At 69.6% G+C, this 19,466-nt stretch carries 16 protein-coding genes; 10 read left to right on the top strand and 6 right to left on the bottom strand.

Annotation, left to right across the window (positions count from 1 at the left end; translation table 11 throughout):
* Window positions 1-11 precede the first annotated feature (11 nt).
* Window positions 12-356: an FG-GAP repeat protein gene (locus tag SCNRRL3882_RS42625; protein WP_010032141.1), complete on the bottom strand. Its 345-nt coding sequence runs from the start codon at window positions 354-356 to the stop codon at window positions 12-14.
* A 267-nt stretch (window positions 357-623) separates the two neighbouring features.
* Between SCNRRL3882_RS42625 and SCNRRL3882_RS18900 the strand changes: the two genes are divergently transcribed.
* On the top strand, window positions 624-2,666 hold the full coding sequence (locus tag SCNRRL3882_RS18900) for a SpoIIE family protein phosphatase (RefSeq protein WP_010032140.1): 2,043 nt from the start codon (window positions 624-626) through the stop codon (window positions 2,664-2,666).
* Window positions 2,667-2,885: 219 nt separating this feature from the next.
* Here SCNRRL3882_RS18900 and SCNRRL3882_RS42245 read toward each other — a convergent pair whose 3' ends face one another.
* Window positions 2,886-3,017 (bottom strand): hypothetical protein, encoded by a 132-nt coding sequence (locus SCNRRL3882_RS42245; protein WP_267880824.1) that lies wholly within the window; start codon window positions 3,015-3,017, stop codon window positions 2,886-2,888.
* A gap of 130 nt (window positions 3,018-3,147) precedes the next feature.
* Here SCNRRL3882_RS42245 and SCNRRL3882_RS18890 point away from each other — a divergent pair, with 130 nt between their 5' ends.
* Window positions 3,148-4,440, top strand: a complete 1,293-nt coding sequence (locus SCNRRL3882_RS18890) for a hypothetical protein (protein WP_010032137.1) — start codon at window positions 3,148-3,150, stop codon at window positions 4,438-4,440.
* Between the two features lie 36 nt (window positions 4,441-4,476).
* Here the strand turns inward: SCNRRL3882_RS18890 and SCNRRL3882_RS18885 are convergent, their stop codons facing one another.
* A complete protein-coding gene (locus SCNRRL3882_RS18885; RefSeq protein WP_010032133.1) occupies window positions 4,477-5,118 on the bottom strand; it encodes a methyltransferase domain-containing protein in 642 nt (213 codons plus the stop codon).
* 120 nt (window positions 5,119-5,238) lie between these two features.
* Between SCNRRL3882_RS18885 and SCNRRL3882_RS18880 the strand changes: the two genes are divergently transcribed.
* Both SCNRRL3882_RS18880 and SCNRRL3882_RS18875 read left to right on the top strand, forming a co-directional pair.
* Window positions 5,239-6,192 (top strand): CPBP family intramembrane glutamic endopeptidase, encoded by a 954-nt coding sequence (locus tag SCNRRL3882_RS18880; RefSeq protein WP_231911143.1) that lies wholly within the window; start codon window positions 5,239-5,241, stop codon window positions 6,190-6,192.
* Between the two features lie 350 nt (window positions 6,193-6,542).
* A complete protein-coding gene (locus SCNRRL3882_RS18875; RefSeq protein ID WP_010032127.1) occupies window positions 6,543-9,221 on the top strand; it encodes a hypothetical protein in 2,679 nt (892 codons plus the stop codon).
* An 11-nt stretch (window positions 9,222-9,232) separates the two neighbouring features.
* On the opposite strand, the gene SCNRRL3882_RS18870 is transcribed toward SCNRRL3882_RS18875, so the two are convergent.
* From SCNRRL3882_RS18870 to SCNRRL3882_RS18860, 3 genes are all read right to left on the bottom strand, one after another.
* Complete coding sequence (locus tag SCNRRL3882_RS18870; RefSeq protein WP_029180627.1) at window positions 9,233-9,676, bottom strand: PIN domain-containing protein; 444 nt, start codon at window positions 9,674-9,676, stop codon at window positions 9,233-9,235.
* On the bottom strand, window positions 9,673-9,933 hold the full coding sequence (locus SCNRRL3882_RS18865) for a hypothetical protein (RefSeq protein WP_029180626.1): 261 nt from the start codon (window positions 9,931-9,933) through the stop codon (window positions 9,673-9,675). Before SCNRRL3882_RS18865 ends, SCNRRL3882_RS18870 begins: the two co-directional genes overlap by 4 nt.
* Before the next feature lie 102 nt (window positions 9,934-10,035).
* Complete coding sequence (locus tag SCNRRL3882_RS18860; protein ID WP_010032122.1) at window positions 10,036-12,342, bottom strand: (Fe-S)-binding protein; 2,307 nt, start codon at window positions 12,340-12,342, stop codon at window positions 10,036-10,038.
* Between the two features lie 242 nt (window positions 12,343-12,584).
* On the opposite strand from SCNRRL3882_RS18860, the gene SCNRRL3882_RS18855 reads away from it, so the two are divergent.
* From SCNRRL3882_RS18855 to SCNRRL3882_RS18830, 6 genes are all read left to right on the top strand, one after another.
* Window positions 12,585-13,595 carry an MraY family glycosyltransferase gene (locus SCNRRL3882_RS18855; RefSeq protein ID WP_010032120.1) on the top strand — a complete coding sequence of 337 codons (1,011 nt, stop codon included), beginning with the start codon at window positions 12,585-12,587 and terminating at the stop codon, window positions 13,593-13,595.
* A gap of 94 nt (window positions 13,596-13,689) precedes the next feature.
* Window positions 13,690-15,543: a molecular chaperone DnaK gene (dnaK, locus tag SCNRRL3882_RS18850; protein ID WP_102514832.1), complete on the top strand. Its 1,854-nt coding sequence runs from the start codon at window positions 13,690-13,692 to the stop codon at window positions 15,541-15,543.
* Window positions 15,540-16,196, top strand: a complete 657-nt coding sequence (gene grpE, locus SCNRRL3882_RS18845) for a nucleotide exchange factor GrpE (RefSeq protein ID WP_010032114.1) — start codon at window positions 15,540-15,542, stop codon at window positions 16,194-16,196. Before dnaK ends, grpE begins: the two co-directional genes overlap by 4 nt.
* A 36-nt stretch (window positions 16,197-16,232) precedes the next feature.
* The gene (gene dnaJ / locus SCNRRL3882_RS18840; RefSeq protein ID WP_010032112.1) at window positions 16,233-17,411 is read left to right on the top strand and encodes a molecular chaperone DnaJ; all 1,179 of its coding nucleotides are present in this window, start codon (window positions 16,233-16,235) and stop codon (window positions 17,409-17,411) included.
* 5 nt (window positions 17,412-17,416) lie between these two features.
* Window positions 17,417-17,869 carry a heat shock protein transcriptional repressor HspR gene (locus tag SCNRRL3882_RS18835; protein ID WP_010032111.1) on the top strand — a complete coding sequence of 151 codons (453 nt, stop codon included), beginning with the start codon at window positions 17,417-17,419 and terminating at the stop codon, window positions 17,867-17,869.
* A 291-nt stretch (window positions 17,870-18,160) separates the two neighbouring features.
* Complete coding sequence (locus SCNRRL3882_RS18830) at window positions 18,161-19,270, top strand: sugar ABC transporter substrate-binding protein (protein WP_202458307.1); 1,110 nt, start codon at window positions 18,161-18,163, stop codon at window positions 19,268-19,270.
* The last annotated feature ends 196 nt before the right edge of the window (window positions 19,271-19,466 follow it).

The raw sequence follows: 19,466 nt of genomic DNA, 5'->3' as shown, positions 1-19,466 counted from the left end.
ATACGGGCGGCTCAGTCGGCGAAGTCGGCGCCGAAGGTCGGGTGGCCCGTCGGCGAGACGCCCGAGGCGGCCGTGCCCGGGTTGCCGGTGGTGTTCCGGCTGATCGCGGACCGCTTCGCGGAGGACACCCCGGTCGTCGTGCCGTACCGGACGACGAGTTGCCCGGCGTCCTTCTTGCCGTTCACGTACGTGCCGGGGGCGGAGAACGCCACGTCGTCGATGCCGTCGCCGTTGAAGTCGGCCCGCGGGGCGTGCGTGCCGTCCGCGGCCGTCGCCAGGGCGAGTCGCAGGCGGGGGCGCCGGGACGGACGGACGTGGCCGTGCCGGTGCCCCGACGGGCGCTCGTGCTGCTGCATGCGGGGTCTCCTGCTGCATGCGGGGGATGTCTGGCGGACATCCACAGTCGATGGAGGGCCGGACCGGCCGTGTTCGCCGGGAGTTGTCCGGGCGTTCACGGGTGGTCGGCGATCAAGAGACCCGTGGAGTGACGTAAGGGTTGTACGTGAGTTCGGTTAATTCTCGAGGCGCCTGATGGTCAGCGGCTCGAGAGCAAGAAGCCGGGCGAAGTACCCATCGTCCTATAGTTCTGTGTATGACCTGAATGAGGTGGGTATGTGAGCTCCATGCAAGGGCTCAGAGGCAGCTCGGTCGCTCTGGTGAGCGCCCTGGTGGCCCCGCTGCTCGTCTGCCTTGCGCTGGTGCCGTTCCGGGACGGCTTCCCCGACTTCGAATCGGCCCTCGTCCTGATGGCCGTCCTGGTGGCCGTGGCCGCGCAGGGATACCGCGTCGCCGGGCTGATCGCGGCGGTTTCCGCCACCGTCTGGCTCGACTTCTTCCTGATCTCCCCGTGGGGATCGCTGTCGGTGGCAAGCAGCAACGACAGATGGACGCTGCTCCTGATGCTGGGCACCAGTGTCGTCGTGTCGGAGCTGGCCGCCCGCGGACGCAGTCAACGGCGGCGGGCGCTGAGGGCCCATGGCCGCCTTGAGCTGCTGCATGACGCCGGGATGGCCATCGGCACGACCCTTGACGCGGAGCGGACGGCGCAGAAGCTGACCGAGGTGGCGGTACCCCGGTTCGCGGATTTCGTCACGGTGGACCTTGCGGTGTCCGTGCTGCACGGCGGGGAGCCGGAGGCGGCACAGGAGGAGGACCGGACGGAAGTACGGCGGGTGGCCATGGCAGGCATCCACGAGCACCATCCGCTCCACCCGGTGGGGGCACTGGACGGATTCAGCTTCGCCGTTCCGCAGGCCAACGGCTTCTCCCACGGGCGGGCACAGCTGGAGTCCGACCTGCCCGCCTCCACGGCGTGGCCGCCTCTGGTCCCCGATGACGCCGCCGGAGTCCTCGACTACGGCATGCGCTCACTGATCGTGGTGCCGCTGCGAGGGCGGGGCGCACTGCTGGGCACGGTCACCTTCTGGCGCACCCGGCACACCGAACCCTTCACCCAGGCCGATGTGTCCGACGCCGAGGAACTGGCCGCCAAAACCGCCGTGGCCGTCGACAACGCGCGCCGCTACACCCGTGAACGGAACACCGCGCTGACCCTGCAGCGCAGTCTGCTGCCGCAGTGGCTGCCCGAGCAGACGGCCGTGGACGTGGCCTCCCGCTACCTGCCGGCGGGCCCGCAGACCGCCGGGGTGGGCGGCGACTGGTACGACGTGATTCCGCTCTCGGGCTGCCGGGTCGCGCTCGTCGTAGGCGATGTCGTCGGGCACGGCATCAACGCCAGCGCCACCATGGGCCGGCTGCGCACCGCCGTGCGTACCCTGGCCGATGTCGACCTGCCCCCCGACGAGCTCATCACGCACCTCGACGACCTGGTCATGCACGTCACCGACGACCAGCAGGAGGGCAGGGCCGAAGGCGACGCGGCGGCGGCCGGCGAACTGGGAGCGACCTGCCTCTACGCGGTGTACGACCCCGTCGCGCGGAGCTGCACGATGGCCTCGGCCGGTCACCCGCTGCCCTTCGTCCTCACCCCCGACGGCAAGGTGGAGCAGGTGCAGGGCTTCGTGGGCCCGCCGCTCGGGTTCGGCGGCCTGCCCTTCGAGAGCCTGGAGTTCCGCCCGCCGACGGGCAGCGTGCTGGCCCTCTACTCCAACGGCCTGGTCCAGTCGCGTGAGCGCGACCTCGACGAAGGCCTGGCCGCGTTGCGTCACACGCTGGCAGTGCCGGTGGCGTCGCTGGAAGCCGCCTGCGACACCGTCATGCACACGCTGGTGACCCACCACATGGACGACGACATCACCCTGCTGCTCGCTCGCACCCGTGCCCTCACCGCGGACCGGGTCGCCGTCTGGGAGATCCCCGCCGACCCGGCCATGGTGGTGCGCGCCCGGAAGCTCGCTGTCGAACAGCTCGACGCCTGGGGTCTGTGGGAGTCGGCCTTCGTGACCGAACTGCTGGTCAGCGAGCTGGTCACCAATGCCATCCGGCACGGCGAACCCCCGGTCGAGCTACGGCTGATCCGCGACTCCGCACTGATCTGCGAGGTTTCCGACGCCAGCAGCACCGCCCCTCACCTGCGCCGCGCACGGGACTTCGACGAGGGCGGCCGCGGCCTGCTCCTCGTCGCCCAGCTCAGCCAGAAGTGGGGGACCCGCCATGCAGCGGTCGGGAAGACCATCTGGTGCGAGCAGAAGCTGCCCGCTGAATGACCGGTCCGCCGCCTGGCCGGTCGCGGCGCGCCGCCGGGCCGGAAACGGTACGCACCCACGGCGTCTCCTCGCCGCACACCCGGGAGGCCCCGGCCCGCACCGGACGCACTGCCCTGCGGGCTCGGCCACCTGGGCTCGGCCAGCTGGGCTCGGCCAGCTGGGGCTCGGATCAGCTCGCCGGCACCGGCGGCTCCAGCCGCGCCTCGGCGACATCGCAGCTCAGGAAGGCCGGACCGGACGCCCGAGCACCATGGGCAGGACGTCCATCGCCACCTCGTCGACCAGCCCCGGCGCGAACGCATGCCCGCCGACGCCGCCCGCGGCCGTCGCCCGTCGCCCGTCGATGGACACTGCGAAACTCCCGCGACCGCCGTCAACGCCATGCGATAGAAAGGGCGTTCAGCCGTGGACGCGGCTTCGACGCATCCCTGTGGGGGGGACCTTGTTCAGAACTCGGGCGGCTTCGGCCGCCATCGGTGCCGTGGCAGTCCTGGTGGCCGGCACTCCGGCCGCGAACGCCGCGGAGGCGCAGGCGCCTGATGTCCGGTACGCGCACAGCGCCACGGGCGATCTCGGCACCCTGGAAGTCGGCCTCAGCTCCGACAGCGCCATCACGGGGATCCGGGCCCATCTCGTCTCCGCGGCCACGCAGCAGGAAGTCGCCGTCGTGGAGCACGACGCGTTCGACCTCGTCTCCGGCACGGCGGACAACGGCGTGTGGCGCACGAAGCAGCCCGTCGACCTTCCCGACCTGGGCAGCTACACCGTCCGCATCGAGGCCACGGACGCCGACGGCGACCACAGCGTCGACGACTCCGCGGGTACCCTCGCCTACTACGTCGCGGCGGTGTTCGAGGACGTACGCCCCGACCGCACGGAGATCGACACCGACCACCGCCAGGTGCGCATCGACGGCACCCTGAAGGGACGCTGGCCGGCGACCCGCGAACTGAAGCCCCTGGCGGACCACCGGGTGGACCTCGACGTGGACAACTGGACGGAGAACACCGTCCGCACCGACGCGCAGGGCCGCTTCTCCGGCACGGTCACCGTGAACGACGCGGTGCCGGTCCAGGCCGTCTACCGGCACGACAACGCCAACCCGTTCGTCCTGTACGGCGAGTCCGCGTCGACCCCGATCGGCATCCGGCAGGTGGCCACGCGCTGGACCTTCGAGACCCCGGCGGAAGCCCGGACGATCGACTACGGGGAGCAGGTCACCGTCACGGCGACCCTGGAGCGCGAGACCCCGCAGGGCTGGGTCCCCTTCGAGGGCCAGAGCGGCGGCGTCCTCTACGAGGCCTCCTCCGGCACCCACTGGGCCAGCGTCGGCTACTTCACCACCGGCGCGGACGGCAAGGCCGCCACCTTCACCCACACCCCGTGGGAGACCGGCACCTTCCGCGTGGCCTCGCACAGCGACGACCCGTTCATCGCCTCCGCCTCCGCCAACAGCGCCGAGATCACCGTCCTGCGCGCCTCGGTGTTCACCTCGTTCTCGGCCACCCGCACCCAGGACGGTGGCGTGCGGGTCGAGGGCGCGATGGACTTCCCCGACGGCTGGACGCCCGGGGACATCCCGGTGCACATCCAGTACTCGCGGGACGGCAAGCGGTGGAAGGACCTCCTGACGACGCGCGCCGACTGGTCCGGTGAGGGGCACGCCTTCTCGGCGGACATCGCCGACGCGAAGCGCGGTTACTTCCGCGCCCACTTCGACAAGACGGACTCGTTCCGCGCGGCGACGTCGGAGGTCGTGAGGGTGGGACGCTGACGTATTCGGCGGGCGCGCGGTCGGCGCTGACAGGCCTCAGGCCCGGAGCTTGTCGTAGCCGACGAAGGAGAAGACACGCGTGCCCAGCCGCAGCGGCACGGGCTGACCGCGGAAGCGGTGCACTCCCACGCCCTGGACGTGTTCCGCATCGTTGACCCACTCGCGCTCGAAGCCCCGTTCTTCGAACCACTCGCAGATCGACGGCACACGATCGGGCTCCTTGCGGTGCCGCGTCCAGATCACCCGCCCACCGCTCCTGCACAGTTGCCTGCACGCGTCGATGGTGCGCTCGATGTCCGGGTCCGCGATATTGCCGAACACCCCGCAGACCAGCACGAGGTCGGCCGGCACCAGGTCGGCGTAGTGATCGAGCAGCGCGGCATCGGCGGCGACGGCCTCGATGCCGCCCAGCCCTGCCGCCCGGGCGGCCCCGGCGGCCACTTCGACGTTCTTCGGATCCAGCTCGACCAGACGCGCACGGACGTCCGACCGACGCGGATGCCCGGGCAGCACGCCCAGGAGGTCCCGCCCCTGCCCCGCGCAGAGGCTCACCACCCGGAGCGGACCGGCAGGGCAGTCGTCCAACGCCAGCCGAATGCGCTCCTGCACGACCGACAGCCGCCGGGCAAGCGGCGATTCGGGAGCGTCGTACACCTCATGCCACTTCTCCCAGTCCATGCGTGGGACCTTATGGGGCTGCGCCCGGCCGCTCCAGCCGATATCCGCGACTGAGCTGCCGCCGCTGCCGCCCCGCCGACTACGGTGCTGATCAGGGTGGTCCACTGCATAGTAGGGATCATGACAGCACCGTTACCGCACCCCACCGGCCTTCCCTACCACCGCATGGGCCACTGCACCGGCCGTCACCGCTGGTGGCGGCCAGCGCTCGGCACTCTGCTGTTCCTGGGCGCCTGCCTCGTACTCAACATCCTGCTGTTCGCCCTCTCCTACGGCGTCGGTGCAGCGGCAGGACTCCGCGAACTGCCCGACGGCGGACACGACTTCGGACCGGTCGCCAACACGGCCCTGGACCTGACGTCCATAGCGATCGCCCTGCCCCTGATTCTGCTGGCCGTGTGGTGGCCGGGGCAGCGATCGCCCGGCACCCTGTCGTCGGTCGACGGGCGGCTGCGGTGGCGCTGGCTGGTGCGGTGTCTGCTCGCCGCGGTGCTCCCCGTGGCCGTGCTGACGGTGACCGCCGCCTTCCTGCCCGACAGTGGAGCCGACTCGGGGGAGTTCGGCGCATGGGTGGGCTGGCGATCGTTCCTCGTCTCGCTGGTCGTGCTGGCCCTCCTCGTCCCGGTGCAGGCCGCTGCCGAGGAGTACGTCTTCCGGGGCTGGCTGACGCAGGCGGTCGGCGCATTCGTCCGTTCTCCGTGGTTCGCGGTGCTCCCGCAGGCCGTACTGTTCGCCGCCGCCCACGGCTGGGGCACCAGGTGGGGTTTCTTCGGCCTGCTGGTCTTCGGTCTGGTCGCCGGGTGGCTGACCATCCGTACCGGCGGCCTGGAAGCAGCCGTCGCCCTGCACGTCCTGAACAACCTGCTGGCCTTCGGCGTCGCCGCCGCGGTCGTCGACGGGCTGTCGTCGGACGAGACCGCCGCCGACGCACCCTGGCAACTCGCCCTGGCGGACATGGTGACAACCCTCCTCTACGCCGCACTCGTGCTGTGGCTCGCCCGACGCCACCAGCCTCAGCGTCTCTCATCGCCGGCGGCAGGGCCCGTCTCATCGCCCGCGCCTGTGGTTCCGTAGCCGGACTGGCGGTGAACCGCCTCGCCGCTCTCAGACGTTTGCGGACGACCGCCCGCATGCAACCGCGCGCCCCCCGAAAAAGCCGCAAGGTTCCTGCGCGCTCCCACCGCGCTGCCTACCGTGAAACGTGCCAGACCGGGAAGTACCCGTCGGCCGAACCACACGTCACCCGGGGGAGCGACGATGGATGCGGACATCATGCAGTGGGTGGATCAGGCTGCGCCGTACCTCACAGCCGCAGTCAGTATCGGCGGAGACAACGTCCAGGTGGGACAGGCGGGCGGGAGTGTGCACATCGGTCCGGCCTCACCGGCATCGTCGGCGCCACGCGTACGACCGGAGCGGTAGAGGTGGGCGGACCGAGCGTCACCGACTCCCCGATCGGCGGTCACAACATCCAGATCGGTGACGTCACCGGCGACGTCACGATCCTGCTGGACCGGCGCTCGTTTCGGCTGGAGCTCCTGCAACCGGTGGAGTCTCCCGTACTCGACCCGATGGCGCGGCACCAGCCGAGCTACCTGCTGCACCCGGTGAACCAGGTCGTCCCCTACCGACCCCCGGTCGAGGACCTGATGGCGCTGGCGAGGTGGAGGGACAGCCGGGAAGACCGCTCGGTGCTCCTGCTGCACGGACCGGGCGGGCAGGGCAAGACCCGTACCGCGCAGCACTTCGCCGCGTGCGCCTCGGCCGACGGATGGTCGGTGGCGCAGGCGAGGGACCTCTCCACGGCGGCTCCCGTGCTGCCTCCCGCCCAAGCCCTGCCCTCCGACCGGCTGTTGATCGTCGTCGACTACGCCGAGCGCTGGCGTTACGAGAGCCTGCTGGCGATGCTCGAATCGACGCGCGAGGACCACCGGGCCCGGGTCCTGCGGGTCCTGCTGCTCGCCCGCTCCGCTCCCCACCTGTGGGATCAGTTGATGGCCGAACTCGGGCCTCTGCGCATCGCGTGGGCCGAGCCGATCGCACTGACCGGCTTCGGCGGGACGCCGAGAGAGGCGCTCTTCGCCGAAGCCGCCACGGCCTTCGCCCACGCCCTCGGCGTCCCCGAAGTGTCCCCGCCCGCCCCGGACGACCTTGCCGATCCGGCATACGCCTCACCGCTGACCCTCCACATGGCGGCCCTGGCCGGAGTCGTCGCCGCCGTCCAGGACGATGCCCGCCCCACCGACATCTCCCACTACCTCCTGATGCACGAGCAGCGCCGCTGGAACGCCTCCGTCGCCGCCGAAACCGTGCGTTCCCTCGTGGTCCTGGCCACCTTGTTCGGTCCCGTCCGCACCCGGGAATCCGCCCGGGCGCTGCTGCTGGCCACCGGAGCCGCCGACGGACCCCATGAGGCTGACAAGGCGCTGAAAGCACACCGAGCCGTGTATCCGTCCGACCGGCACTTGGCACCACTGCGCCCCGACCGGTTCGCCGAGGACTTCCTCGGCTGGCACCTCGGCCGCGACCCGGACGCCGTGGACGACCTGGCCGCACTGCTGACCGGCGAGGGCGTGCTGTTGCAGGAGGGCGACATACGCCAGGCGCTGATCGTTCTGGCCAACGCCGCCCGTCACGAGCCCGTCCGCGGCCTCTTGGACGAAGTGATCACCCAGCGGCCGGACCTCGCCGAAACCTCACCCGCGATCATGCTCGCCGTCGCGGAGCACCTCCCCCCGCACACGGCGATGGAGATTGCCCTGCGCCCGGCCGGCGCTGTGGAGCTGACCTACGCACGCCTCAAGCTGGCGGAACGGGCCGCGCACGCCATTCCGGAGGGAGCTCCCGCCCTGGCCGACATTGGGGGCCTGTGGTTGCTCGGCAAGAGCCTGATGGACTACGGGGATCACGCTCAGGCGGAGGTCGTTCTCGGCAAGGCCGTCCGCCGAATGCGGGAGAGACATGACGACCCCGCGGCCGGGAATCCCGTCGACTTGGCTGATCTGCTCAACCTCTATGCCGAATCACTGGCGTTCACCGGCAGGAAGCCCGACTCTGTGCGCGTCATGGCCGAGGCGATCGAGCTCTTGCGGGAACAGCCACCGGGATCGAGCGAGGACGAAGCGTCCCGGCGCACGAGCGTCCTGGCGAGGAGCCTGAGCAACCAGTCCAACGCTCTGGCAGGAGTGGACGATCTGCTTGGGGCACTGGCGGCGGCGAAGGAGTCGGTAGGCCTGTATGAGGCACTGGCCGCCCACGACGCCGAGGAGTACGCCGTAGCGCTGGTTCGCGCCGAGGCCAGGGTGGGTGGCCTGCTGCACGACCTGGGTCGCCCCGAGGAAGCGGTCGGTATCGGGCGAAAGGCAGCCGACGCGCTGCGCTGGCTGTCGGCGGACGATCCCGAAGCACATCGGATCGACTACGCCGACACCCTGTTCAACCTGGCTCTCAGCCTCAAGGAGACCGGCCAGACGGGGCAAGCGGCCCTCGCGCTGTCCGAGGCCGCCGACCTTTATCGATATCTCGCGCAGCACATTCCGCTCCGTTTTCTCGACCGTCTGGGCGAGTGCCTTCACACCCTGTCGGGCGTTCTGGAGGACCTCGGGCGAGCGGGCGAGATGGTCAGGGTTCTGCGCGAGTTGGTGGTTGTGGAACAGCAACTGGGGCAGGAGGCCTATCCGGACGACCGTAGGTACGCCCTCACGATGTTCTCGCTCGGCCAGCAGCTGGCAGCGCTCGAGGACTACGAGCACGCGGTGTCGCCACTGACCGAAGCGGTCGTTCTCTTCCGGAACCTCGCGGCGCTGTACCCGGAAGGCGCGGAGTATGCCTTGCCAGCCGCACTTGTCATGCTCAGCATTGCGCAGAACGCCCTCGGCGACCCGGCGGCGGTCGTACCCGCCCGTGAGGCGGTTGTGATGCTCCGAGAACAGTCCGATGGCTCCGCTGATGCAGTCGGCCGGCTCGCACTTGCTCTCCAGCAGCTGGCGTCCTGCTTGCCGCGGGACGCGGTGGAATGCGCAGCCGCCCTGGTCGAGTTCGACGAGATATACGGGGCTGACCCGCCTTGGGACGAGGACGGTCTGGACACGCGAGAGGCGTGACGCCTGCCGGTTCAGAGGGGCAGGTCGTCGGGCAGTACCCGGAATGCCTTGTGGCGGCCCAGTGGGCGCACGGCGCGGAAGTCGCGGCGATCGAGGGTGAGGATCGCGTCGGTGTCGTAGGCGGCGGCCAGGGCCACGTTCACCGCGTCGGCCAGGTCGAGGTTCAGTGAGCGGTAGCGGAGGCGGATGGACTGGGCATCGCTCACGTGGTTTTCCGTGATCTCCGGCAGGACGACACGCCCCCGGCCCATCCAGTGCCGTAGGTCGTCGACCGCGCTGACGGCAGCCTCCCGACCCAACTCGCGCGTGGCCACCTGATCCAGTTCTGCGAGCAGAAGCGGTGACATCACCAGCAGACCCGCCGCCATGATCGCCTCGTTGGCAGCCCTGTGCTCCGGGTGAGCCGAGTCCAGAGCTGCGAGCAGGCCAGACGTGTCGGCAATGACAATGATCACGCTGCGGTTCCGGATCCGGAGCCGGTCCCGCGCCGGACGGCGTCGGCGACCATGTCACGGACCTCCTCCTTGGCCGGCGTACGGCCCGGTCCCTCGAAGGTGCGCGAGAACAGCGGCTCGTCCCAGACCCGGTTCGCCATAGCCGCGAGGTGGATCCCCTGTCGGATGATCTCGGCCTCGCTTATCCCACGGCGTTTGGCAGCCTCCTTGATGATCGCCAGGTCCTCGATGTACCAGTTTGGTGTATGCCGCCGCATGCCGGGCGAGGCCGGGGGCCTCGAGTAGGGCAGTCTGGAAACGCCGACGCCCCCCACCCGAAAACTCGGACAGGGGGCATCAGGACAACCAGCGGGAACCGCCTACTTCACCGGCTCCGGCTCAGGCGCGTTCTCCGAGTCCGCCGTACCGGCCGGCGGCTCGCCGTCGTCGCCCTCCGCCGGCACCGGCGTCTTCACCGAGTCCAGCAGCAGCTGAGCCACGTCCACCACCTGGATGGACTCCTTCGCCTTGCCGTCGTTCTTCTTGCCGTTGACCGAGTCGGTCAGCATGACGAGGCAGAACGGGCAGGCCGTGGAGACGATGTCGGGGTTGAGGGACAGCGCCTCGTCGACGCGCTCGTTGTTGATGCGCTTGCCGATGCGCTCTTCCATCCACATCCGCGCACCACCCGCGCCACAGCAGAAGCCCCGCTCCTTGTGGCGGTGCATCTCCTCGTTGCGGATGCCGGGGACGCTGGCGATGATCTCGCGCGGGGGCGTGTAGATCTTGTTGTGGCGGCCCAGGTAGCACGGGTCGTGGTAGGTGATGATGCCCTCGACCGGGGTCACCGGGATGAGCTTGCCCTCGTCCACCAGGTGCTGGAGCAGCTGCGTGTGGTGGATGACCTCGTAGTCGCCGCCGAGCTGCGGGTACTCGTTGCCGAGCGTGTTGAGGCAGTGCGGGCAGGTGGCGACGATCTTCTTCGCCGACTTCGGCTTCGCGGACTCGGGGACGACCTTGCCCTCGTCGTCCATCTCCTCGCCGAACGCCATGTTCAGCGCCATGACGTTCTCCATGCCGAGCTCCTGGAACAGGGGCTCGTTGCCGAGACGCCGGGCGGAGTCACCGGTGCACTTCTCGTCGCCGCCCATGATGGCGAACTTGACGCCCGCGATGTGGAGGAGCTCCGCGAAGGCCTTCGTGGTCTTCTTCGCGCGGTCCTCCAGGGCGCCGGCGCAGCCGACCCAGTAGAGGTACTCGACCTCGGACAGGTCCTCGATGTCCTTGCCGACGACCGGGACCTCGAAGTCGACCTCCTTGAGCCACTCCAGGCGCTGCTTCTTCGCCAGGCCCCAGGGGTTGCCCTTCTTCTCCAGGTTCTTGAGCATCGTGCCCGCCTCGGACGGGAACGAGGACTCGATCATCACCTGGTAGCGGCGCATGTCGACGATGTGGTCGACGTGCTCGATGTCCACCGGGCACTGCTCGACACAGGCACCGCAGGTGGTGCAGGACCACAGCACGTCCGGGTCGATGACGCCGTTGTCCTCCAGCGTGCCGACCAGGGGGCGCTCGGCCTCCGCGAGGGCAGCTGCGGGGACACCGGCCAGCTGCTCCTCGGAGGCCTTCTCCTCGCCCTCCATGGTCTTGCCGCCGCCGGCCAAGAGGTACGGCGCCTTGGCGTGCGCGTGGTCGCGGAGCGACATGATCAGCAGCTTCGGGGAGAGCGGCTTGCCCGTGTTCCACGCCGGGCACTGCGACTGGCAGCGGCCGCACTCGGTGCACGTGGAGAAGTCCAGCAGGCCCTTCCAGGAGAACTGCTCGACCTGGGAGACCCCGAAGACGTCGTCCTCGCCCGGGTCGGTGAAGTCGATCGGCTTGCCGCCGGAGGTCATGGGCTGGAGCGCGCCCAGAGCCGTCCCGCCCGTCGCCTCGCGCTTGAACCAGATGTTCGGGAAGGCCAGGAAGCGGTGCCAGGCCACACCCATGTTGGTGTTCAGGCTGACCGTGATCATCCAGATCATGGTCGTGCCCAGCTTGATCATCGCGAAGAAGTAGACGAGGTTCTGCAGCGCCGCCACGCTCAGGCCCTTGAAGGCCAGGACCAGCGGGTACGAGGCGAAGTACGCGGCCTCGTATCCGTCCACGTGGTGGAGGGCGCCCTCCAGGCCGCGCAGGACGTAGATCGCCAGGCCGATGGTGAGGATGACGTACTCGACGAAGTACGCCTGGCCCATCTTCGAGCCGGCGAAGCGGGACTTGCGGCCCGGGCGCGACGGCAGGTTCAGCAGGCGGATGACCATCAGGGTCGCGATGCCGAGGGTCGTCATCGCGGCGATGAACTCGATGTAGAGCTCGTAGGGGAGGAAGCCGCCGAGCACCGGCAGCGTCCAGTCGGCCTGGAACAGCTGGCCGTACGCGGTGATGATCGTCGGCGGCAGCGTCAGGAAGCCGATCGCCACGAACCAGTGGGCGATGCCGACGATGCCCCACCGGTTCATGCGCGTGTGGCCGAGGAACTCCTTCACCAGGGTCACGCTGCGCTGGTAGGGGTTGTCGGTCCGGGTACCGGCGGGCACGGGCTGGCCCAGCTTGAAGTACCGGACGAACTGGCCGATCGCGCGTGCGAGCAGCGCGACGCCGACCACGGTCAAGACCAGCGACACGATGATCGCGGCGAGTTGCATGGGGGCTCCTCGGGCCTGCGAGGGGTTGGTCGGGGGAACCTGTCGCTCTTGAGGGTTCCCCGAGATTACTAAGCGGTAACTTATGCAGTCCGTCTGAGACTACCCCTATCCTCCGCCGCACTGTAGCCGGGTGGGCAGTGATCTGAATCGCTGAGGGTTGCCTCAGGAGCCATCCGGATTCGGCTCGCGATCCCGTCGTGTTATTCATACCGAATTGTCATAGTGGCGCCTAACTTATATCCGTGCTCTACGGGATCACCGCCGCCGCCACCGCCCTGCTGCTCACCGCCCTGCTCGCTGCCGTCCTCCGGGCCCCCGCCCGCTGGCTGCGCCTGATCGAGCGGCGGCGGCAGCGGGAGGTGCCGCTGTCCGGGGGTGTGGCCGTGGTGGTCGTCACCGGGGCGGTCGCAGGGGTGAAGGAGTGGTCGTCGGCCGGCGGCGGGACCGCCGGGCTGCTCGTCGCGGGTGGCGTGGTCGCCCTGCTCGGCCTCGTCGACGACGTGTGGCGGCTGCGGCGGTGGGTGCTGGTCGCCGGTACGGTCGTGGCGGCCGCCTGTGTCGTGCCGTACGCGGAGACGGGGGTGGGGACCGGGCTGCTCGGGGTCGTGTGGGCCGTGGGGGTGACCTTCGGGTTCCGGGGGCTCGACCACGCCGACGGGCTCGCGGGGACGGCCGGGGTCGTCGCGGCCTTCGGGGTGGCGGCCTGCGCCGCCGTCGACGTGATGGACGGGATCGCGGTGCTGACGAGCGTGCTGGCCGCCGCGCTGACCGGGTTCCTGCTGCACAACTGGCATCCCGCGCGCGTGGCGCTGGGCAGCTGCGGGTCCATGTCCGCGGGGTTCGTGATCGCCATGAGTGCCGTGCACGTCCGCGCCGGGTTCGGCGTCGGGGAGAGCGCCGGGGTGCTGTTCGCGCTGACCACGCTGGCGGCTGCCGATGCCGTACTCGTCCTGCTCTCGCGGCGGTCGGGCGGCCGGCCCCTCGTCCGCAGCGGGCCGGACCATCTCGCGCACCGGCTGCGGCGGCTCGGGCTGACCGTGCCGGGGGCCACTCTGCTGCTGGGGATCGGGGCGTTCTCCGGAGTGCTCGTCGGGGTACTCGCGCACGCCGGCCGGGTCGGGAGTGACGCCCTGTGGTGGGTGGCGGGATCGGCTCTCCTGGTCGTGTTCGCCCTTTTGTGTGTCCCCGTGTACGCCGATCGACGCACGCTGTCGTCGCAGGTCAGAGCGCCGTTGCGTGTAAGGAGCGGATAAGAGTTGAGTCCCGTCGACTCAGCTCTGTTGACCGGTTGGGAGCCGTCGTGCACACTTGAGTCCGTTCCACTCAAGTCAGCTGGAGGAATCAACCATGGCACGTGCGGTCGGCATCGACCTGGGCACGACTAACTCCGTCGTCAGCGTTCTGGAGGGCGGCGAGCCCACCGTCATCACCAACGCCGAGGGCGCCAGGACCACGCCGTCCGTCGTCGCCTTCGCCAAGAACGGTGAGGTGCTCGTCGGAGAGGTGGCCAAGCGTCAGGCGGTCACCAACGTGGACCGGACCATTCGCTCGGTCAAGCGGCACATGGGCACCGACTGGAAGATCGAGCTCGACGGGAAGCCCTTCAACCCGCAGCAGATCAGCGCCTTCGTGCTCCAGAAGCTGAAGCGGGACGCAGAGTCCTACCTGGGCGAGAAGGTGACCGACGCGGTCATCACCGTCCCGGCGTACTTCAACGACGCCGAGCGCCAGGCCACGAAGGAGGCCGGTGAGATCGCCGGCCTGAACGTGCTGCGCATCGTCAACGAGCCCACCGCGGCCGCCCTGGCGTACGGCCTCGACAAGGACGACCAGACCATCCTCGTCTTCGACCTCGGTGGCGGTACGTTCGACGTCTCGCTGCTGGAGATCGGCGACGGTGTCGTCGAGGTGAAGGCCACCAACGGTGACAACCACCTCGGTGGTGACGACTGGGACCAGCGCATCGTCGACTACCTGGTCCAGCAGTTCCAGTCCGGCCACGGCGTGGACCTGGGCAAGGACAAGATGGCCCTGCAGCGTCTGCGCGAGGCCGCCGAGAAGGCCAAGATCGAGCTGTCCTCGTCCACCGAGACCTCGATCAACCTGCCCTACATCACCGCCTCCGCCGAGGGCCCCCTGCACCTCGACGAGAAGCTCACCCGCGCCCAGTTCCAGCAGCTGACCGCGGACCTCCTGGAGCGCTGCAAGACGCCGTTCCACAACGTCATCAAGGACGCCGGCATCTCCATCAGCGAGATCGACCACGTCGTCCTCGTCGGCGGCTCGACCCGTATGCCCGCCGTCGCCGAGCTCGTCAAGGAGCTGACCGGCGGCAAGGAGGCCAACAAGGGCGTGAACCCGGACGAGGTCGTCGCCATCGGCGCCTCGCTCCAGGCCGGTGTCCTCAAGGGCGAGGTCAAGGACGTCCTGCTCCTCGACGTCACCCCGCTGTCCCTCGGCATCGAGACCAAGGGCGGCATCATGACCAAGCTCATCGAGCGCAACACCACGATCCCGACCAAGCGGTCCGAGATCTTCACGACGGCCGAGGACAACCAGCCGTCCGTGCAGATCCAGGTCTACCAGGGCGAGCGCGAGATCGCGGCGTACAACAAGAAGCTCGGGATGTTCGAGCTGACCGGTCTGCCCCCGGCGCCCCGCGGCGTCCCGCAGATCGAGGTCTCCTTCGACATCGACGCCAACGGCATCATGCACGTGACCGCGAAGGACCTGGGCACGGGCAAGGAGCAGAAGATGACCGTCACCGGCGGCTCCTCGCTGCCGAAGGACGAGGTCGACCGCATGCGCCAGGAGGCGGAGCAGTACGCGGAGGAGGACCACAAGCGCCGCGAGGCCGCCGAGTCCCGCAACCAGGGCGAGCAGCTCGTCTACCAGACCGAGAAGTTCCTCAAGGACAACGAGGACAAGGTCCCCGGCGAGATCAAGACCGAGGTCGAGGAAGCCGTCGCCGAGCTGAAGGAGAAGCTCAAGGGCGAGGACACGGCCGAGATCCGCACCGCCACGGAGAAGGTCGCGGCCGTCTCGCAGAAGCTCGGCCAGGCCATGTACGCCGACGCCAATGCGGCCCAGGCCGCCGGTGGTCCCGCCGGTGACGCGGGCGCGGCCGGTGGCGCCAAGGCCGACGACGACGTCGTCGACGCCGAGATCGTCGATGAGGACCGGAAGGACGGTGCCGCGTGACGGAGGAGACCCCGGGCTTCGACGAGCAGCAGCCCGACGTCCCTTCCGGCGCCACCTCCGACGACGCCGAGCCGAAGGCCGACTCCCCCTCTCCGGAGGAGGGGGCGGCCCCGGCCGGGGACACGGGCCAGGACGTGGCTCTGGTGGCCCAGCTGGACCAGGCCCGCACGGCGCTGAACGAGCGCACGGCGGACCTCCAGCGCCTCCAGGCCGAGTTCCAGAACTACCGCCGCCGGGTCGAGCGCGACCGGATCGCGGTCAAGGAGATCGCCATCGCGAACCTCCTGACCGAGCTCCTGCCCGTGCTCGACGACATCGGCCGCGCGCGTGAACACGGCGAACTGGTCGGCGGCTTCAAGTCCGTCGCCGAGTCGCTGGAGAGCACGGCGGCCAAGATGGGCCTCCAGCAGTTCGGCAAGGAGGGCGAGCCCTTCGACCCGACGATCCACGAAGCCCTGATGCACAGCTACGCACCGGACGTCACCGAGACGACCTGCGTGGCGATTCTGCAGCCCGGGTACCGGATCGGCGAGCGCACCATCCGCCCCGCGCGGGTGGCGGTGGCCGAGCCCCAGCCAGGGGCCCAGACGGTCAAGGCGGACGAGACCGCCGACGCCGACGACAAGGAGAGCGGTGGCCCGGACGAGGGCTGACGACATAGCGGACGAAGGGAAGGAGGGGCGTCGAGGATGAGCACCAAGGACTTCATCGAGAAGGACTACTACAAGGTCCTCGGCGTCCCCAAGGACGCCACCGAGGCCGAGATCAAGAAGGCGTACCGGAAGCTCGCCCGCGAGTACCACCCGGACGCCAACAAGGGCAACGTCAAGGCGGAGGAGCGCTTCAAGGAGATCTCCGAGGCCAACGACATCCTCGGCGATCCCAAGAAGCGCAAGGAGTACGACGAGGCACGCGCCCTCTTCGGCAACGGCGGCTTCCGCCCGGGGCCCGGCGCGGGCGGCGGCTCGTTCAACTTCGACCTCGGCGACCTCTTCGGAGGCGCCCAGGGCGGCCAGGGAGCCGGCGGTTTCGGCGGTGGACTCGGTGACGTCTTCGGGGGCCTGTTCAACCGTGGCGGCGCGGGCGCGGGGACGCGCACGCATCCGCGGCGCGGCCAGGACATCGAGTCCGAGGTCACGCTGAGCTTCACGGAGGCGATCGAGGGCGCGACCGTCCCGCTGCGGATGTCCTCGCAGTCGCCCTGCAAGGCCTGCTCGGGCACCGGCGACAAGAACGGCACACCGCGGGTGTGCCCGACCTGCGTCGGCACCGGGCAGGTCGCCCGGGGCAGCGGCGGTGGCTTCTCCCTCACCGACCCCTGCCCGGACTGCAAGGGCCGCGGCCTGATCGCGGAGAACGCCTGCGAGGTCTGCAAGGGCAGCGGCCGGGCCAAGTCCTCGCGGACCATGCAGGTGCGCATCCCGGCGGGCGTCAGCGACGGCCAGCGGATCCGGCTGCGCGGCAAGGGAGCGCCGGGCGAGCGCGGCGGCCCGGCGGGCGACCTGTACGTGGTCGTGCACGTCGACTCGCACCCGGTGTTCGGCCGCAAGGACGACAACCTCACCGTCACCGTCCCGGTGACCTTCGCCGAGGCGGCCCTCGGCGGCGAGGTCCGGGTGCCGACGCTGGGCGGCCCGCCCGTCACGCTGAAGCTGCCGCCGGGCACGCCGAACGGCCGTACGATGCGTGCCCGGGGCAAGGGCGCGGTGCGCAAGGACGGCACCCGCGGCGACCTCCTGGTCACCGTCGAGGTGAGTGTTCCGAAGGACCTGACGGGGAAGGCTCGAGACGCACTCGAGGCGTATCGCGAGGCGACCGCGGGTGAGGATCCGCGGGCGGAGCTGTTCCAGGCCGCGAAGGGAGCATGAGTCAGATGGACGGTCGTCGACGCAACCCGTATGAACTGACCGAGGAGACCCCGGTCTACGTCATCTCGGTGGCGGCCCAGCTGTCCGGCCTGCACCCGCAGACCCTGCGCCAGTACGACCGTCTGGGCCTGGTGTCCCCGGACCGCACCGCCGGCCGGGGCCGCCGCTACTCGGCCCGCGACATCGAACTGCTCCGCCAGGTGCAGCAGTTGTCGCAGGACGAGGGCATCAACCTGGCGGGCATCAAGCGCATCATCGAACTGGAGAACCAGGTCGCCGCGCTCCAGGCCCGGGTGGCCGAGCTGGAGGACGCGCTCGACGGCGCGGCGGCGGCCATGCGCCAGCGCGAGGCGGCGGTGCACGCGTCGTACCGCCGTGACCTGGTGCCGTACCAGGAGGTCCAGCAGACCAGTGCGCTGGTGGTGTGGCGGCCGAAGCGGCAGCAGCAGTCGGACTGACGCGCACACACCTGTGAAAGGGGCCGGGAGGCGACTCCCGGCCCCTTTCGCGTGCCTTGGGGTTCCTTGGGATGCCTTGGGGTGTTTTCGCGGGTCCTCCCGTGGATGACTGGATGGTGCAAGGCGCTTGGAGGCGATTCCGCAGAGTCTTCACAACGCTCGCGGAACGTGGTGTTGCCATCTCGTTAAGTGGTTCCGCTTGACGCTGGGGGGCGCACCCGCGTTGGCTTTTCAGTCACATGGGCCACAAAGTGTGCCCACGTCCGAATCACACGCGAAGTGAGCTCCCGCATGCGTCGTCGTATCTCCATATCCGTGGCCGCGGCCACGATGTCCGTCACGCTCGCCGGCTGCGGCGTGCTCAACGCGACCGGGAGCAGCGACGACGCCAGCCCGACCAAGGGCAACGACATCACGGTGGGCCTGCTGCTGCCGGAGACGGCGAACACGCGCTACGAGAACTTCGACTACCCGATCATCAAGCGGAAGGTCGAGTCCCTCACCAACGACAAGGGCCGCGTCGAGTACGCCAACGCCGAGGCGAGCGCCGACAAGCAGGCGAGCCAGCTGCAGCAGATGATCGACGACCGGGTCGACGTGATCCTGCTGGACGCCGTCGACTCGCACGCCATCGCGGGGGGCGTGCAGAAGGCCAAGGACGCCGGCATCCCGGTCATCGCCTACGACCGGCTGGCCGAGGGCCCGATCGACGCGTACATCTCCTTCGACAACGAACTGGTCGGCGAGGTCCAGGGGCGTACCCTGCTGGAGGCCATCGGAGAGAAGGCGAGCCTCTCCGACAAGATCGTCATGATGAACGGCTCGCCGACGGACCCGAACGCCAAGCAGTTCAAGGCCGGTGCGCTGTCCGAGCTGAACGGCAAGGTGACCATCGCGCAGTCCTTCGACACCAAGGACTGGAAGCCGGAGAACGCGCAGGCCAACATGGCCAAGGCGATCGAGAAGATCGGCAGGGACAACATCGCCGCGGTGTACTCCGCCAACGACGGCATGGCGGGCGGCATCGTCAAGGCCCTGGAGGCCGCGGGCGTGACCGACCTGCCGCCGATCACCGGGCAGGACGCGGAGCTCCCGGCGGTGCAGCGGATCATCACCGGTGACCAGTACATGAGCGTGTACAAGTCGTACCCGCAGGAGGCCGAGAACGCCGCGGAGATGGCCGTGGCGAAGGTCCAGGGCCGGGACATCCAGTTTGCCGCCCTCACCCGCGACAAGGTCGACAGCCCCACCCACAAGGGCATTCCGGCCCAGCTCGTGCCGGTGGTCGCCCTCACCAAGGAGAACATCAAGGACACGGTCGTCGCCGACGACATCTACAAGCTGTCGGACATCTGCACGGCGAAGTACAAGTCGGCCTGCGAGGCGATCGGCCTGAAGTAGCCGATCGCTCCGCCGCCTTCCGCCCTCCCCCTGCCCTTCCATCCACCCCTTCCGTTCTCCCCGGCCTCCTCCGCCTCACCCCCGGAGGGGTCCGGCGGGATCCGGTCACCCCCCGGCCATTTGTTGCAAGGTGAGGAGCTGAGGCGCGGGAATACCGGGATGTACCGGTGGTTTCCGGCGAGGGTGGTGCGGGGAG

This window comes from Streptomyces chartreusis NRRL 3882 (genome assembly GCF_900236475.1).
GTDB classification, from domain to species: Bacteria; Actinomycetota; Actinomycetes; order Streptomycetales; family Streptomycetaceae; genus Streptomyces; species Streptomyces chartreusis_D.
This window is presented reverse-complemented; position numbering and strand designations above follow the sequence as displayed.

Excerpts from the sequence above, each read along its gene's own strand:
- SCNRRL3882_RS42625 (WP_010032141.1), bottom strand. The coding sequence starts at position 356 with ATGCAGCAGCACGAGCGCCCGTCGGGGCACCGGCACGGCCACGTCCGT.
- SCNRRL3882_RS18900 (WP_010032140.1), top strand. The coding sequence starts at position 624 with ATGCAAGGGCTCAGAGGCAGCTCGGTCGCTCTGGTGAGCGCCCTGGTG.
- SCNRRL3882_RS18885 (WP_010032133.1), bottom strand. The coding sequence starts at position 5,118 with ATGGACTGGGAGAAGTGGCATGAGGTGTACGACGCTCCCGAATCGCCG.
- SCNRRL3882_RS18880 (WP_231911143.1), top strand. The coding sequence starts at position 5,239 with ATGACAGCACCGTTACCGCACCCCACCGGCCTTCCCTACCACCGCATG.
- SCNRRL3882_RS18865 (WP_029180626.1), bottom strand. The coding sequence starts at position 9,933 with ATGCGGCGGCATACACCAAACTGGTACATCGAGGACCTGGCGATCATC.
- SCNRRL3882_RS18860 (WP_010032122.1), bottom strand. The coding sequence starts at position 12,342 with ATGCAACTCGCCGCGATCATCGTGTCGCTGGTCTTGACCGTGGTCGGC.
- dnaK (WP_102514832.1), top strand. The coding sequence starts at position 13,690 with ATGGCACGTGCGGTCGGCATCGACCTGGGCACGACTAACTCCGTCGTC.
- dnaJ (WP_010032112.1), top strand. The coding sequence starts at position 16,233 with ATGAGCACCAAGGACTTCATCGAGAAGGACTACTACAAGGTCCTCGGC.
- SCNRRL3882_RS18835 (WP_010032111.1), top strand. The coding sequence starts at position 17,417 with ATGGACGGTCGTCGACGCAACCCGTATGAACTGACCGAGGAGACCCCG.
- SCNRRL3882_RS18830 (WP_202458307.1), top strand. The coding sequence starts at position 18,161 with ATGCGTCGTCGTATCTCCATATCCGTGGCCGCGGCCACGATGTCCGTC.